This window comes from Devosia sp. ZB163, from assembly GCF_028613635.1.
Lineage (GTDB): Bacteria > Pseudomonadota > Alphaproteobacteria > Rhizobiales > Devosiaceae > Devosia_A.
Window position 1 is genome coordinate 15,463 of the sequence record NZ_JAQRMY010000001.1, and the last position, 15,083, is coordinate 30,545.

Sequence of the window (15,083 nt, forward strand, 5' to 3'; positions counted from 1 at the left end):
ATTCGCCGCCCCGCTCCATTTCTGTCCCTCCGGGGACGCGAGGCACGCCGATGACCGATCTCAGCGCCCCCTTGAAGCGCCGGAGCGCCAGGGCCCGCTCGGGCCCGCGCCTTCCCCGCCATATCCCCGTCACGCGTATCGCCCTGGGCCTTCTCGCCATTCTCGCAATCGGCGTCGTCGCGCGCGTTGTGCTGGTCGATGATCCCGACGGTGGCCGTCCGGGCGCGACGGTCGACATCGCCGCAAACACCGGCAACAACAGCCTTGCCGGTGCCATGGCGAGCCCGAGCACCGCGACCATCACCGCCGATCCCGAGATGTTCCCCGCCGACCAGGTCCCGGTGGTTTCGGCCACCTCCGTCAGCGACGCCGATCCTCTTCCCGATCCGGCCGCCACGGACCCCGAACTGCTCGAAGAGACCGAGTTCGGCCCCATTCCGCGCATGTCGGCCACGGGACTGCGTCCGTTCGATGCCTATGCGCGCCCCGTCGTCGCCGGGGATGGCCGGCCGCGCATCGCCCTTGTCGTCTCGGGCCTCGGCCTGAACCTCGACGGCACGCTCGAGGCCATCGAAGCCCTGCCCGATGAAGTGACGCTGGCCTTTGCTCCCTACGGCAAGACGCTCGATCGCACCGTCGGCGCGGCGCGGGTGGGCGGACACGAGATCTTCCTCGAGGTTCCGCTCGAACCCTTCGACTATCCCGACAATGACCCTGGCCCCGACACCCTGCTCACCGGCCAGGCGCCGCGCGACAACTTGCAGAAGCTCTTCCACGTCATGAGCCGTTTCCCGGGCTATGTCGGCGTGATCAACAACATGGGCGCCCGCTTCACCTCGTCCGGCGCCGATTTCGCCCCTGTGATGGAAGAATTGGGCGCGCGCGGTCTCGGCTATCTCGACGACGGCTCGTCCAACCGCTCGCTGGCGCCGCAACTGGCGCGCGCCAACCGCGTCCCCTTCGCGCGCATCGACGCCCTTGTCGACGCCAACCCGGCCCGCGAACCGATCCTGGCCGCGCTGCAGGACCTCGAGAAGAAGGCGTTGCAATCGGGTTCCGCCATCGGCATCGTCTCCGCCCTGCCCGTATCGATCGAAGCCATTGCCGATTGGGCCGCCGACCTTGCCGGCAAGGGCATCGACCTCGTACCGGCCAGTGCTCTGATGGGAGACAGCTGATGCCACGCCGCGAAGACATGCCCTACCGCGACTGTGTCGGGGTTGCTGTGTTCAACCGCGAAGGCCGCGTCTTCATCGGCCGCCGCAAGGCCGAGGGCGACCCGGAAAGCTCGGCCGCGCTCGGCGCCCCCTGGCAGATGCCGCAGGGTGGCATCGACAAGGGCGAGAGCGCCATCGACGCCGCCTGGCGCGAACTCTACGAGGAAACCTCGATCCGGACCGCCGACCTCATCACCGAGGCGCCGGACTGGATCTATTACGACCTGCCCGACGAGGCCCTCGGCATCGCGCTGAAGGGCAAGTATCGCGGCCAGCGCCAGCGCTGGTTTGCCTTCCGCTTCACCGGCGAGGAGAGCGAGATCGACGTCGAGACCCCCGGTGGCGGCGCTCACCCGGCCGAGTTCGACAAGTGGCGCTGGGAGGAACTGGAAAAGCTCCCCGACCTCATCGTCCCCTTCAAGCGCGACGCCTACCTGCAGGTCGTCGACGCCTTCCGCAAAGTGCCGGCCGGCGTTCGGGGCTAGCCACCGGGCGAATTCACTCCCGGTCCACGCCGGGGCGCGCTAGAAGCAACCGCATGAAAACCATCGGCCTCATCGGCGGCATGAGCTGGGAATCCACGGCTCACTACTACGCCATCCTCAATCGCGAGACAGCAGCCCGTCTGGGTGGCCTGCACTCGGCGCCCGTGATCGTCCACTCGGTCGATTTCGCCCCCATCGAGGCGATGCAGCGGGCGGGTGATTGGGAGGGCGCCGGCGCGATTCTCGCACGCATCGCCGCCTCGCTTGAGGCCCAGGGCGCCGGCGTCATCGGCCTGGCCACCAACACCATGCACATCTGCGCCCCGCAGATCGTCGCTGCGCTGAATGTCCCCTTCGTCCACATCTCCGCCCCCACCGCCGATGCCCTGCTGGCCGACGGCATCGGCAAGGTCGGGCTGCTGGGCACCCGCTTCACCATGGAGAAGCGCTTCTACATCGAGGGGCTGGAGCAGCGCGGCCTCGAGGTCCTGGTGCCCGATGTCGGCATCACCAACCTCAACGGCATCATCTACGAGGAACTCTGCCTCGGCATCGTGCGCGACGAGTCCCGCCGCATCTACATCGACGCCATCACCCGGCTGCAAGCCCGCGGCGCCGAAGCCGTGATCCTCGGCTGCACCGAGATCTGCATGCTGATCGACGACAGCGTCAGCCCGCTCCCGACCTACGACACCACCGACCTGCACGCCAAGGCGCTGGTCGCGGCCGCTTTGAGCTGAGCCCTCCCCTTGCCTTCTCCCCTTGTGGGAGAAGGTGGCGCGCAGCGCCGGATGAGGGGTCCCGCAGCCAATGGCTGCGCGATCGGAGCGTAGCGAAGAGCGATGGTGTGCGCGCAGAGATAGCCCTCATCCGCCCTTCGGGCACCTTCTCCCACAAGGGGAGAAGGTTGCCATCGACAGCTTCCGGGCTAAGCCGCCCGCCGCATCCCGCCATGCTGCTCCGACACCTGGAACACCTCGACGATCCGGTCGAGCTCGGAGGCCTGCGCCTCGGTCTGCTCGATCGCCGCATTGGTCTCCTCGACCAGCGCCGCATTATGCTGGGTCATCTCGTCCATCTGGCGGACCGCGGTGTTGACCTCTTCGATCGCCGCCGCCTGCTCCTGGCTGTCATTGGCGATCTTTTCCATCAGCTGGTTCGACGAACGCGCCGCCCCGAGGATGGCCTCGAGCTTTTCGGCTGCCTGGGCCACGAGCCGCGAGCCGGAGCCCACCTCGCTGCCCGATTGCTCGATCAGCGCCTTCACTTCCGCCGAGGCTTCCGCCGCCGACTGCGCGAGCCGCCGCACTTCCACCGCGACAACTGCAAAGCCCTTGCCCGCTTCGCCGGCCCGTGCCGCCTCGACCGAGGCATTGAGCGCGAGGAGGTTGGTCTGGAAGGCGATGTCGTCGATCATCCCGATGATGTTGGAGATCTTGGCCGAGGAGCTGGTGATCCGCTCCATGGCCGCATTGGCCTCCTGCATCACCTGGCCGCCCTGCTCGGCCGCGAGCGTCACCCGCCCTGCCGCCTCGCTTGCCTGCAGCGCGTTCTGGGCATTGGCGCCGACAGTGGTCGCCAGCTGCTCCATGGCCGCCGAGGTTTCCTCGATGGTCGCCGCCTGCTTGGTGGTGCGCTCGCTGAGATCGTTCGCGCCCGACAGGATTTCTCCGGTTGCCGTCTTCAGCCCGCGCGAGGTCTGCTTGAGCTGGCCGACAATCTCGGTGAGCCGTTCGGCCACGAGGTTGGTGTCCTGCTTGAGCCGCTGGAACGCCCCGCCATACTGGCCCGTGACACGCCGGGTAAGGTTCGTCTGCGCCAGCGCCGACAGCACCTCGCCGGTTTCGCCCAGCCCGCGATCCACCGTCTCGACCAGCGAGTTGACGCTGCCCGCGAGCGCATTGAGCTCCTGGTCGGGAAACTCCGCCGACACGCGCCGGGAGAAGTCGCCATCGATCGCGGCATCGACCACGTCGCCGAATGCGGATTGCAGCTCGGCCATCATGCGGGCCCGCTCTTCCTGGTCCCGGATGATGCGCACCGCCTCGGCCTCGGTCATCTCGGCGACTTTCTTGCCGTTCTCGCGGAACACCTCGACGGCGCGGGCCAGCGTGCCCACCTCGTCGATCCGCTCCGTACCCGCCACCGTGACCGAATAGTCGCCGTCGGCCATCGTCTTGACCGTCCGGCCCATCGCGCCGAGCGGACCGCCCACAAGCGTGCGGATCAGGACGAACAGCAGGGCACAGGCGGCGATCACGCAGATCGCCGAGAGCGCGATGATGGTCATCCGGCCCTGGTTCAGGGCCGCCTCGAGCGTCGCCACCGGCACGCTCGCGATCACCACCCAGCGATCCGCGGTCCCCGCGACGCTGAACGGCTGGGCCGTCTGCCGGATGGCTGTGCCGTCGGTGCCGGTGGTGTCGGCTTCCTTGGCGGCGCCGTCGGCAAGTGCGGTCGTGACGATGCCGCTGATCGGGTCGGCCGGATCGACCGTCTTGCCGATCATGGCCGGGTCGGGATGCGCGACGACGATGCCTGTCGCCGAAACGATGGTGATGCTGCCCGTGCCGAACGGCTTGATCTCGGCCATGCGGGTATTGATGTCGTTGAGCGCGAGGTCGACGCCGCCCGTGCCCATGTAGGTATCGCCGGCCTTGATCGGGCCGCTGAACGACATCAGCAGCACGTCCTTGCCCCCCACCACGTAGCTGTAGGGCTCGATCGCAACCATGCGACCCAGTTCCTTGGGCTTGAGGTAATAGTCGCCGGCGCCCGGCTGGTCGTAGCCGGCCAGTGCCTCGAGGACGACCTGGCCCGAGCCGCGGTTCCAATAGGGAATGTAGCGGCCCGTCGCGTCATGCCCCGGCTTGCCGGTGAACGCGGCGTCGTTGCCGTCGAGCGCATTCGGCTCCCAGCCCGACCAGGTGCCCAGAAGGTTCGTGTTGTTCTCGAGGAACCGCCGCAGGGTGGCATCGTAGACGGCGCGGTCCCGGATCCCCGCTGTATGCAGCCCTTCGATCGCGGCGATGATCCCCGCTGCCGCCCGCTCGCCGCGCATCAGCTCCGCCGACACGTCATTGGCGATCCCCTGGGTGGTCTCCGCCTGGAGTTCCCGCGTCTGGGACTCGATGGTGCCGCCGACCTGCTGCACCAGGAACGTCATGCCAACGGCAAACACGGCTGTAAGGGCGGCACCACCAAGCAGTGCCACCTTGAGGGATAGAGAACGTATACGCATGAAGAGCCGCTCCTCCGGCCGTGGAGACTTCTGTCGTGCCCAATAAAGCGGCAACAGTCGTTAATTAACTCTCAACCATGATTGCTGTTCGGCACGCCCGTCTTGGGGCCGTGCCGAACGCCTCGCGGCGCTAGAACTCGGCCCAGTCCCTCGCCACGGCGGCATTGCCGTCGAGGTAGTTGCGGGCTGCCGTCTTCACCCTCTGCTGGAGGGCCTGCACCGAACCTGGCCGGGGCATCTCGGGCGCCGGCATGGTCGGACCGTCCCCGATCGAGAATACGTCGACGATCCGGTCGAGCTCGTTGGCCTGCCCCTCGGTCTGCTCGATCGCTGCGTTGGTCTGTTCAACCAGTGCCGCGTTCTGCTGGGTCATCTCGTCGAGCGTGCGGACTGCGACGTTGACCTCCTCGATCGAGGAGGCCTGCGCCCGGCTCTCGCCGGCAATGCCCTGCAACAGCTCGTAGTTGGTGCGCGCACCCTCGAGCATGACCCCGAGCTTGGCGGCCGCCTCGGCCACCAGCCTTGAACCGCCGGCGACCTCCGTCCCCGATTGCTCGATCAGCGCCTTAACCTCGCTCGAAGCACTCGCGGCCGATTGCGCCAGTCGCCGCACCTCGACAGCGACCACGGCAAAACCCTTGCCCGCGTCGCCGGCTCGTGCCGCTTCCACCGATGCGTTGAGCGCCAGCAGATTGGTCTGGAACGCGATGTCGTCGATCATTCCGATGATGTTGGAGATCTTGGCCGAGCTCTGCGTGATCCGCTCCATCGCGGCAGTCGCCTCGCGCATCACCTCGCCGCCCTGCTCGGCGGTTCGCGATACGTCAGCGGCGTTGCTGCTCGCCGACTCGGCGCGCTTGGCATTCTCCAGCACCGTCACCGCCAGCTGTTCCATCGCCGCCGAGGTCTCTTCGATCGTCGCGGCCTGCTTGGTGGTCCGCTCGGAAAGGTCGTTGGCGCCCGAGAGGATCTCCCCCGTCGCCACCTTGAGCGAACGCGAGGTCGATCGCAGGTTGCTTACGACATCGGTCAGCCGGTCGCCGACCGCGTTGGCATCGTCCTTGAGCCTGAGGAACGCCCCCTCGTACTGACCCTCCACCCGTTGCGTCAGGTCCGTGTTGGCCAGCGCATTGAGCACGCCGCCGGTCTCGGTCAGCCCCCGCTCGACAGTGTCGAACAGCCCGTTGAAGGCCCGCGCGATGCCGGCGAGGCTCTCATCGTCGAAATCGGTGGGCAGCCGGCCGCTGAAATCGCCGCGCATCGCCGCACCGGTATGCTCGGCCAGCAGCGCCCCAAGGCGGTTGCCCTTCTCCTGCCGCACCCGCTCCACTTCCGCCGCGGCATCGCCCTCGGCGGTCATCTGCGCCCGGCTGATCAGCGCAGCACGGAAGTCCGCCAGCACGTCGCCCAGCATCGCCATCTCCGTGACGATGCCGCCACGCGCCGCTGCCACCTCCAGGTCGCCGCTCGACAGGCGCTTGAAGCCGGCCGTCATGCCGGCCAGCGGCCTCAGGAACAGGATGTTGGAAAGGACCAGCGTCGCGATGGCGAGGAGGACGATCATCCCCAGCCCCACGACGCTCGCGATATCGCTCAGCCGTGCCGTCTGCGCCGCCTCGGCCATCACGTCGCCATTGGCGGCCTCGATCGCGTCGGACACGGCGCTCAGCCGGTCCTCGAGCGCCTTGAACGCCTCGTTGAAGCGCGGCAGCGCCGCCTTGGCACCACCAAGATTGCCGCTCGCTACCGAGCTGACCACGTGCTCTGCCGATTCGAGATAGGCGTTGAGCGGTTCCGACACCGATCCGACCGCATCGATCACCGATTGCGGCACCGAGATGCTGGCTGCCGCCCCCACCGCTGCGCGCATCTCGGTCCCATACTCGGCGATCTCGGTGCCGGCTTCCGCCAGCCCGTTCGCATCGTAGGTGATGCCGGAGTACATCGCCCGGTACACCACGCCGCGCAACCCGTCATGGAGCATGTCGGCGGTCATGTGGGCCCGGAGCGCGCTCATGATGGCGGCCGAGTCGCGCGACGCTTGCTGGAAGCTCTGCGACACCATGAAGGTCATCGCCGAGTAGATGCCGCCGATCATGACGATCACGACGCCGAGCGCAAGCACGACCACTCTGGTCGGAATGCCCTTGCCGAGCACCTGACCCAACCCGAACACCATTCCGAACCTCCTGGTTCTCAGCGCGGCGACGACCAGCCTGGTGAAAACGCTTAGGGGGTTATGGTTAATGCACCGTTTCCGGTGGCCGCACCGCCGAGAATTCGGCTCAGTCTTCGGACTTGTTGGCCGTGCTTTCGTGGCTGAAGCAGCTCTGTGCCACCGTTATCTTCCGCGCCGGCCAGGTCTTTACCGCCGCGTATCCAGTTCGGGCACAGCGAACAATCCATGTTCACTTGTCCAATACAGCGGGGGAGGATCGAGGGGAGAAGGAAGAGCATAGGCCCCAACCCTCCTCCCCCTCGGTTGGCCTAGAACTCCGACCACTCGTCGGACTTGATCGCTGCGTTGCCGGAGCTGAGATAGGTCCTCGCCGCAGCCTGCACCTTCTGCCGGCTGACGGCGCCCTCCCGCCGCGGTGGCAACTCGCGAGCGGGAGCGACAGCTTCGTCCCGTCCGTCGAGGGTGAACACCGCCACGATCCGGTCGAGCTCGCTGGCCTGCGTCTCGGTCTGCTCGATGGCAGCGTTGATCTCTTCCACCAGGGCGGCGTTGTGCTGGGTCATCTCGTCCATCTGGCGCACCGCGGTGTTCACCTCCTCGATCGCCGAGGCCTGCTCGCGGCTGTCGCGGGCGATGCCTTCGAGCAGTTCGCGATTGCCGCGGACCGCGACGAGCATCGCCTCGAGCTTGCCTGCGGCGTCGGCGACGAGCTTGGAGCCCGCCTGCACCTCTGTGCCCGATTGCTCGATGAGCGCCTTGACCTCTCTCGAAGCTTCAGCCGCCGACTGGGCTAGCCGCCGGACCTCCACCGCCACAACGGCGAAGCCCTTGCCGGCTTCGCCCGCCCGCGCCGCTTCCACTGACGCGTTGAGGGCCAGCAGGTTGGTCTGGAAGGCGATGTCGTCGATAAGTCCGATGATGTTGGAGATTTTCGCCGAACTGTCGCTGATCCGGCCCATCGCGTCGTTGGCCTTCAGCATCACGGCGCCCCCCTCCTCGGCCGCGTTCGTCACCTGGCCGGCATTGTCGGAGGCGCCGGCGGCGCGTTGCGCATTCGCGAGGACCGTGGTCGCGAGCTGCTCCATGGCCGCGGACGTCTCCTCGATCGTCGCCGCCTGCTTGGTGGTGCGCTCGCTGAGGTCGTTCGCTCCGGCGAGGATCTCGCCGGTCGCATTCTTGAGATCGAACGAGGTCTTCTGCAGCTGGCCGACGATCTCGGTCAGCTTCTCGGCGACAGTGTTGGTGCTGTCCTTGAGGCGCGCGAACTCACCCTGGTACGCCCCTTCCATGCGGCGCGTCAGGTCGGCATGGGCCAGCGCCGAAAGCACGTCTCCCGCCTGGCTCAGGCCCGATGCAACGGTGTCCATCAGTCCGTTGAAGTTGGAGGCGATGCGCCGGATGTCACCATCCGTGAACTCGGCATCGATGCGCTTGCTGAGGTCGCCGCGCAGCGTTGCCGCCACCACGGCGTCGAACTCGTCCTGGAAGCCCTGCATCATGGTGGCACGATCGGCCGCCTTCTGGTGCCGGGTGCGCTCATCCTCGTTCATCTCGGCGACGCGGATGCCGTTCTCCTTGAACACCTGAACGGCGGCCGCCATCTGGCCGATCTCGTTCTTCTCGCCGGCATAGGGGACCTCGGTGGTGAAGTCGCCCTCCGCGATACGCGCCATCGTGTCGGTCACATGGGTCAGCGGCCGCGAGACGTAGCGGGTGCCGACATAGAGGGCCGCGCCCACCCCGGCGAGGAGTCCGAGCAGCGTCGCGCCGATCATCGCCGGCACGATCAGCCCCTGGAAGGCGTGCAACTCGTCCTCGATGGCGACGAAGTTGGCCTGGTCCTGTTCGACCAGCGCGTCGATCTCGGCCTGATAGGCCTTGCGGTTGGCGCGGTTGGCCTCGTTGTTGCCCTGGTCGTTGGCCTGCCGTGGATCGATCGTGCCGAGCCGCGCCGTCTCCGCGCGGAACTCACGGAACTCGGCGGAACGGGCGACGACCTTCTCGAAGGCCTCGAACCCGTCGGGCGTCACCAGCGGACGCCAGGCGGCGAGGTGCGCGTCGATCTTGTCGAGCGACTTGAGAATGCCCTCGCCGAAGGGCGCGGCCGCTTCGGTGTCCTTGGCCGCGTAGATGCCGCGCGCATCCATGACGACGGCCGTGACGAGGCGGTTGAGATGCTCGCCATTGTAGGCGCGCGTCGCAGCCGCTTCGAGCTGCAACATGCGGTCGGAGAAGGACAGCGTGGCGTAGACGGCAAGCCCGCCCAACAGCGACACGACCAGTCCCATGACGGCAACGATGAGAAATAGTCTCGTCCGGATCTTCATTGTCGACTAGGCGCACGGCCTCCCCGAAGTCATTTGGACATGAGCAGGCCGCTCCGGCGCAGGGTCCGGCAAACGGCTTGCGGTTGCTTGGTTGGTGGAATGCATAACGATAACCAGGCTCCGCCCCTCCTGTGGGCAGCGCGATGAATTTCTAGGCATTCCCTACATGACAGCTAGGCTGTTTTGCTTAACGACCGGTGAAGAGAAAGTGAGAGCGGCCGCGAGCACGTTCACGGGATGCTGAAAGCAGAACGGGCGCCCCGTTGGGACGCCCGTTCAAAACAGAGTTCCGGCAGATGCCTTAGTGCGCGGTCGCGCCCGTACCGACCGAGGATTCGAGCAGCAGGTTGCGCCAGCTGTCGATTTCCTGCTGCAGACGCATCTCTTCGTCGGCAGTGGTCGCCGCCTGCTGCGCGGTGAGACCGGCGGCAATCAGCCCTTCGATCTTGGCGCGGTCGAATTCGGCGATGTCCTGCGCTTCTTCGGCGAGGATGGTGAACCCCTCCGGCGACACGTCGGCGAAGCCGCCGCGCACATAGTAGACGTGGCTGATGCCGCCATTGTCCACCACGGTGATGAAGCCCGGCTTCATCGTCGTCATGAACGCGGCATGGTCGCCCAGCACGGTGAAATAGCCTTCGGCGCCCGGCACGGTGACCGACTTCACGGTCTCCGAGAAGAGCAACCGCTCGGGCGAGACGATCTCGAGTTTGACGCCTTCGGCCATGATCCTGCCTCGGAAAGAGTTCGGGTCCGCCTTTGCGGCGAACCCATCGTGTGGGTTGGTGCCCTTAGGCCGCGGCGGCCAGCTTCTGTGCCTTCTTCACCGCGTCCTCGATCGTGCCGACCATGTAGAACGCCGCTTCCGGCAGGTGGTCGTACTCGCCGTTCACCAGGCCCTTGAAGCCCTTGATGGTGTCTTCGAGCTGCACGAACACGCCCGGAGCGCCGGTGAAGGCCTCGGCCACGTGGAACGGCTGGCTCATGAAGCGCTCGACCTTGCGGGCGCGCGCCACGGTCAGCTTGTCCTCTTCGGAAAGCTCGTCCATGCCCAGGATCGCAATGATGTCCTGGAGCGCCTTGTAGCGCTGCAGGATCTGCTGCACCTGGCGGGCGGTGTTGTAGTGCTCTTCGCCGACGATGTTGGCCGAGAGCATGCGCGAGGTGGAGTCCAGCGGATCCACGGCCGGGTAGATGCCCTTCTCGGAGATGGCGCGGTTCAGCGTCGTCGTCGAGTCGAGGTGGGCGAACGAGGTCGCCGGCGCCGGGTCGGTCAGGTCGTCGGCCGGCACGTAAATCGCCTGCACCGAAGTGATCGAGCCCTTGTTGGTGGTGGTGATGCGCTCCTGCAGCGCGCCCATGTCGGTCGCGAGCGTCGGCTGGTAACCCACCGCCGAAGGAATACGGCCGAGCAGAGCCGACATTTCGGCGCCCGCCTGGGTGAAGCGGAAGATGTTGTCCACAAAGAACAGCACGTCCTGGCCCTGGTCGCGGAAGTGCTCGGCGACGGTGAGGCCCGAAAGCGCCACGCGGGCACGGGCCCCCGGGGGCTCGTTCATCTGGCCGAACACGAGGGCGCACTTGGAGCCTTCGGTCGAGCCGCCGTGCTCCTTGGGGTCCTTGTTCACGCCCGATTCGATCATTTCGTGGTAGAGGTCGTTGCCCTCGCGGGTACGCTCACCCACGCCGGCGAACACCGAGTAACCACCGTGCGCCTTGGCGACGTTGTTGATCAGTTCCTGGATCAGCACGGTCTTGCCCACGCCGGCGCCGCCGAACAGGCCGATCTTGCCGCCACGAGCGTAGGGGGCGATCAGGTCCACGACCTTGATGCCGGTGACGAGGATCTGGGCTTCCGAGCTCTGCTCGGTGAAGCTCGGGGCCTCCTGGTGGATAGCGCGACGCGACGAGGTCTTGACCGGGCCGGCTTCGTCGATCGGCTCGCCGATCACGTTCATGATGCGCCCGAGCGTCTCGTCGCCGACCGGCACCGAGATGGCTGCACCGGTGTCAACCACGGCGCCGCCGCGGACCAGACCTTCGGTCGTGTCCATGGCGATGGTGCGGACCGAGTTCTCACCCAGGTGCTGGGCAACTTCGAGCACCAGGCGGTTGCCGTTGTTGTCCGTCTCGAGGGCGTTCAGGATGGCGGGCAGGTGACCATCGAAGGTCACGTCCACCACGGCGCCGATCACCTGCGAGATCCGGCCGACCGACTTGCCGCCGGTGGCGACCGATGCGGTCGTGTCGGAGGCCTTGCGGGCCGGGGACTTCTTCGCGGCGGGAGCCTTTTCGGTCGCCGGGGCTTTTGCTGCAGTCGCTGCGCGGGCCATGTTGTTACCTCGTTCCTGCTAGAGCGCTTCCGCGCCCGAAATGATTTCGATGAGTTCTTTGGTGATCTGGGCCTGGCGCTGGCGGTTGTAGTTCAGCGTCAGCTTCTTGATCATTTCGCCCGCATTGCGCGTGGCGTTGTCCATGGCGCTCATCTGCGCCCCGAAGAAGGATGCGTTGTTCTCGAGCAGCGCGCGGAGCACCTGAACCGAGATGTTGCGCGGCAGGAGATCCTCGAGGATCGCCTCTTCGCTCGGCTCGTATTCGTAGATCAGCGTTTCGCCGGTCGGCGCTTCCGCCGTCTGGAGCTGCGCCGGGATCAGCTGCTGCGCCGTCGGCACCTGGCTGATCACGGACTTGAACTGCGCATAGAACAGCGTCGCGACGTCGAATTCGCCTGCGGCATACATCGCGAGGATCTTCTCGCCCACCAGCGACGCCTGCGCGAAGCCGATATTGCGAACCTCGCGGAAGCTGATCGCCTCGACGATCTTGTCGCCCAGCGTACGCTTGAGGATGTCGTTGCCCTTGCGGCCGACGGTGAGGATCTTCACCGTCTTGCCTTCGGCGAGCAGCTTGATCGCCGTATCGCGGGCGAGGCGCGCGATCGACGAGTTGAAGCCGCCGGCAAGGCCGCGCTCGCCCGTCGCGACGACGAGCAGGTGCACCTGGTCCTTGCCCGTGCCGCCCAGCAGCGCCGGAGCGTCCGCACGGCCGGCATAGGCAGCGCCCAGCGCCGCGAGCACCTTGCCGATGCGCTCGGCATAGGGCCGCGCAGCGACGGCGGCTTCCTGAGCGCGACGCAGCTTGGCAGCGGCCACCATCTGCATGGCCTTGGTGATCTTCTGGGTCGATTTGACCGAGGCGATCCGGTTCTTGAGGTCCTTTAGCGAGGGCATCGGGCCGCTCTTACTCCTCTGGGTGAAGCCGGGAAGGTCCGCGGACCTTCCGCTTCGACTTCACGTCTAGGGTCAACGGGCGCGGCCCGGTCGGGGCCGCGCGTCGATCCGAAGGTGTTACGCGAACGTCTTCTTGAACGCCTCGATGGCGGACTTGAGCTTGGCGCGCAGGTCGTCCGACAGCGCCTTCTCCTTGGCGATCGCCTGGAGAATGTCGGCGTGCTTGGAACGGAGGTTCCCGAGCAGGCCGTTCTCGAACTCGCTGACCTTGTTGAGCGGCAGGTCGTCGAGGAAGCCCTGGCCGCCGGCAAAGATCACCGCGACTTCTTCTTCCGGCTTCAGCGGCGAGAACTGCGGCTGCTTGAGGAGCTCGGTGAGACGGGCGCCGCGGTTCAGCAGGCGCTGCGTGGCGGCGTCGAGGTCCGAACCGAACTGCGCGAAGGCAGCCATCTCGCGATACTGCGAGAGTTCGCCCTTGAGCGAGCCGGCAACCTGCTTCATCGCCTTGATCTGGGCGTTGCCACCCACGCGGGACACCGAGATACCGACGTTCACGGCCGGACGGATACCCTGGAAGAAGAGGTTGGTCTCGAGGAAGATCTGGCCGTCGGTGATCGAGATCACGTTGGTCGGAATGTAGGCCGACACGTCGTTCGCCTGGGTCTCGATGACCGGGAGCGCCGTGAGCGAGCCGAGGCCATGCTCTTCGTTGAGCTTGGCGGCGCGCTCGAGCAGGCGCGAGTGCAGGTAGAACACGTCGCCCGGATAGGCTTCGCGGCCCGGCGGGCGGCGCAGCAGCAGCGACATCTGGCGGTAGGCGACGGCCTGCTTGGAAAGGTCGTCATAGGCGATCACGGCGTGCATGCCGTTGTCGCGGAAATACTCGCCGATCGCGGCGCCGGTCATCGGCGCGAGGAACTGCATCGGAGCCGGGTCCGAAGCGGTGGCTGCGATGACGATCGAGTACTCGAGGGCGCCGGCGTCTTCCAGCACCTTCACGAACTGCGCCACGGTCGAGCGCTTCTGGCCGACGGCGACGTAGATGCAGTAGAGCTTTTCCTGCTCCGAAGCACCGGCCGCATGGGCGGGCTTCTGGTTGAGGAACGTGTCGAGGATCACGGCGGTCTTGCCGGTCTGGCGGTCGCCGATGATCAGCTCGCGCTGGCCGCGGCCGATCGGGATCAGGGCGTCGATGGCCTTGATGCCGGTGGACATGGGCTCGTGCACGGACTTGCGCGGCAGGATGCCCGGGGCCTTCACGTCGACGCGGCGACGCTCGGTGTACTGGAGCGGACCCTTGCCGTCGATCGGGTTGCCCAGCGCGTCGACGACGCGGCCGAGCAGCCCCTTGCCGACCGGGGTGTCCACGATGGCGCCGGTACGCTTGGCGACGTCGCCTTCCTTGATGCCGCGGTCATTGCCGAACAGCACGACGCCGACATTGTCGGTCTCGAGGTTCAGGGCCATGCCCTTGATGCCGCCCGGGAACTCGACGAGCTCACCGGCCTGCACGTTGTCGAGGCCGAAGACGCGGGCGATACCGTCGCCGACGCTCAGCACCTGGCCGACCTCGGATACCTCGGCTTCCTGACCGAAATTCTGAATCTGCTCCTTGAGGATCGCAGAGATTTCCGCGGCTTTGATATCCATTATCCGACCTCTTTCATCGCGATCTTCATCGCCGTGAGCTTGGTTTTGAGTGAGCTGTCGATCATCTGGCTACCGACCTTGACCACGAGGCCACCGATCAGGCTGGAGTCGACATGTTGGTTGAGCGTGACGGACTTGCCGATCTTCGCCTTGAGCGTATCGGCCAGCGCCTTGGCCTGGGCCGCGCTGAGCGCAACGGCCGAAGTGACGTCGGCGGTGACTTCACCGCGATGCGCGGCAGCCCGCTCCTTGAACGCGGCGACGATCGCCGGCAGCGCAAAGAGGCGCCCGTTACGTGCCACGACCTTGACGAAGTTGCCGACCGTGGTGTGCGCCTTGGCCCGCTCGAGCACGGCGTGCATCGCCTGTGCCTTCTCCTCGGTGTTGATCACCGGGGAGCGCAGGAACCGCGCAAAGTCGATATTCTCTTCGGCAAGAGCGAGAAGCTTGTCCAGCCCCTGCTCGACTGCGGCGACGGACTTGTCGGCCTCGGCCAGTTCGAACAGCGCTGCCGCATACGGCCGCGCGATCTGGGAAAGCACTGAATCCTGCGCTGCCAATGCCCCGTCATCCTCGTGCTGCGCAACCCGAACCCGGCCACTGGAGGCGCCGGAGGCTGCTGTCGCTTATGATTGTTCGCCCGGGGAAAAACGTATGTCCCCCGGATTTTCGCGCCCCGTCTATCACGCGATGTTGGGCATCGCAAGGCACCGGAACACGAGTCTTTCGGGGAGTTTTGTCGCAGGGGAAAGCG

General features: G+C 66.5%; 11 protein-coding genes. 3 read left to right on the top strand and 8 right to left on the bottom strand.

Annotated features, from left to right (window positions below; all coding sequences use genetic code 11):
• Positions 1-50: 50 nt before the first annotated feature.
• Genes PRN20_RS00100 through PRN20_RS00110 form a run of 3 tightly spaced genes read left to right on the top strand, consistent with a single transcriptional unit; the run spans position 51 to position 2,442 of the window.
• Entirely contained in the window at positions 51-1,178 is a 1,128-nt protein-coding gene (locus tag PRN20_RS00100) for a divergent polysaccharide deacetylase family protein (protein WP_273954845.1), read from the top strand.
• On the top strand, positions 1,178-1,702 hold the full coding sequence (locus PRN20_RS00105) for an RNA pyrophosphohydrolase (RefSeq protein WP_273954847.1): 525 nt from the start codon (positions 1,178-1,180) through the stop codon (positions 1,700-1,702). The genes PRN20_RS00100 and PRN20_RS00105 overlap by 1 nt, the downstream gene beginning before the upstream one ends.
• Positions 1,703-1,755: 53 nt before the next feature.
• Positions 1,756-2,442 (top strand): aspartate/glutamate racemase family protein, encoded by a 687-nt coding sequence (locus tag PRN20_RS00110; RefSeq protein ID WP_273954848.1) that lies wholly within the window; start codon positions 1,756-1,758, stop codon positions 2,440-2,442.
• A gap of 188 nt (positions 2,443-2,630) precedes the next feature.
• Here the strand turns inward: PRN20_RS00110 and PRN20_RS00115 are convergent, their stop codons facing one another.
• From PRN20_RS00115 to PRN20_RS00150, 8 genes are all read right to left on the bottom strand, one after another.
• Positions 2,631-4,943: a methyl-accepting chemotaxis protein gene (locus tag PRN20_RS00115; RefSeq protein WP_273954849.1), complete on the bottom strand. Its 2,313-nt coding sequence runs from the start codon at positions 4,941-4,943 to the stop codon at positions 2,631-2,633.
• Positions 4,944-5,073: 130 nt separating this feature from the next.
• Complete coding sequence (locus PRN20_RS00120; RefSeq protein WP_273954851.1) at positions 5,074-7,122, bottom strand: methyl-accepting chemotaxis protein; 2,049 nt, start codon at positions 7,120-7,122, stop codon at positions 5,074-5,076.
• Positions 7,123-7,430: 308 nt separating this feature from the next.
• Complete coding sequence (locus PRN20_RS00125) at positions 7,431-9,449, bottom strand: methyl-accepting chemotaxis protein (protein ID WP_273954853.1); 2,019 nt, start codon at positions 9,447-9,449, stop codon at positions 7,431-7,433.
• 301 nt (positions 9,450-9,750) lie between these two features.
• Positions 9,751-10,176 carry a F0F1 ATP synthase subunit epsilon gene (locus PRN20_RS00130; RefSeq protein ID WP_273954854.1) on the bottom strand — a complete coding sequence of 142 codons (426 nt, stop codon included), beginning with the start codon at positions 10,174-10,176 and terminating at the stop codon, positions 9,751-9,753.
• A 64-nt stretch (positions 10,177-10,240) separates the two neighbouring features.
• The gene (gene atpD / locus PRN20_RS00135) at positions 10,241-11,782 is read right to left on the bottom strand and encodes a F0F1 ATP synthase subunit beta (RefSeq protein ID WP_273954855.1); all 1,542 of its coding nucleotides are present in this window, start codon (positions 11,780-11,782) and stop codon (positions 10,241-10,243) included.
• Between the two features lie 18 nt (positions 11,783-11,800).
• A complete protein-coding gene (locus tag PRN20_RS00140; RefSeq protein ID WP_273954857.1) occupies positions 11,801-12,679 on the bottom strand; it encodes a F0F1 ATP synthase subunit gamma in 879 nt (292 codons plus the stop codon).
• Positions 12,680-12,796: 117 nt separating this feature from the next.
• Positions 12,797-14,329 (bottom strand): F0F1 ATP synthase subunit alpha, encoded by a 1,533-nt coding sequence (gene atpA / locus PRN20_RS00145; RefSeq protein WP_273954858.1) that lies wholly within the window; start codon positions 14,327-14,329, stop codon positions 12,797-12,799.
• A complete protein-coding gene (locus PRN20_RS00150; RefSeq protein WP_273954859.1) occupies positions 14,329-14,889 on the bottom strand; it encodes a F0F1 ATP synthase subunit delta in 561 nt (186 codons plus the stop codon). The genes atpA and PRN20_RS00150 overlap by 1 nt, the downstream gene beginning before the upstream one ends.
• Between the last annotated feature and the right edge of the window lie 194 nt (positions 14,890-15,083).

Excerpts from the sequence above, each read along its gene's own strand:
- PRN20_RS00100 (WP_273954845.1), top strand. The coding sequence starts at position 51 with ATGACCGATCTCAGCGCCCCCTTGAAGCGCCGGAGCGCCAGGGCCCGC.
- PRN20_RS00105 (WP_273954847.1), top strand. The coding sequence starts at position 1,178 with ATGCCACGCCGCGAAGACATGCCCTACCGCGACTGTGTCGGGGTTGCT.
- PRN20_RS00110 (WP_273954848.1), top strand. The coding sequence starts at position 1,756 with ATGAAAACCATCGGCCTCATCGGCGGCATGAGCTGGGAATCCACGGCT.
- PRN20_RS00115 (WP_273954849.1), bottom strand. The coding sequence starts at position 4,943 with ATGCGTATACGTTCTCTATCCCTCAAGGTGGCACTGCTTGGTGGTGCC.
- PRN20_RS00120 (WP_273954851.1), bottom strand. The coding sequence starts at position 7,122 with ATGGTGTTCGGGTTGGGTCAGGTGCTCGGCAAGGGCATTCCGACCAGA.
- PRN20_RS00125 (WP_273954853.1), bottom strand. The coding sequence starts at position 9,449 with ATGAAGATCCGGACGAGACTATTTCTCATCGTTGCCGTCATGGGACTG.
- PRN20_RS00130 (WP_273954854.1), bottom strand. The coding sequence starts at position 10,176 with ATGGCCGAAGGCGTCAAACTCGAGATCGTCTCGCCCGAGCGGTTGCTC.
- atpD (WP_273954855.1), bottom strand. The coding sequence starts at position 11,782 with ATGGCCCGCGCAGCGACTGCAGCAAAAGCCCCGGCGACCGAAAAGGCT.
- PRN20_RS00140 (WP_273954857.1), bottom strand. The coding sequence starts at position 12,679 with ATGCCCTCGCTAAAGGACCTCAAGAACCGGATCGCCTCGGTCAAATCG.
- atpA (WP_273954858.1), bottom strand. The coding sequence starts at position 14,329 with ATGGATATCAAAGCCGCGGAAATCTCTGCGATCCTCAAGGAGCAGATT.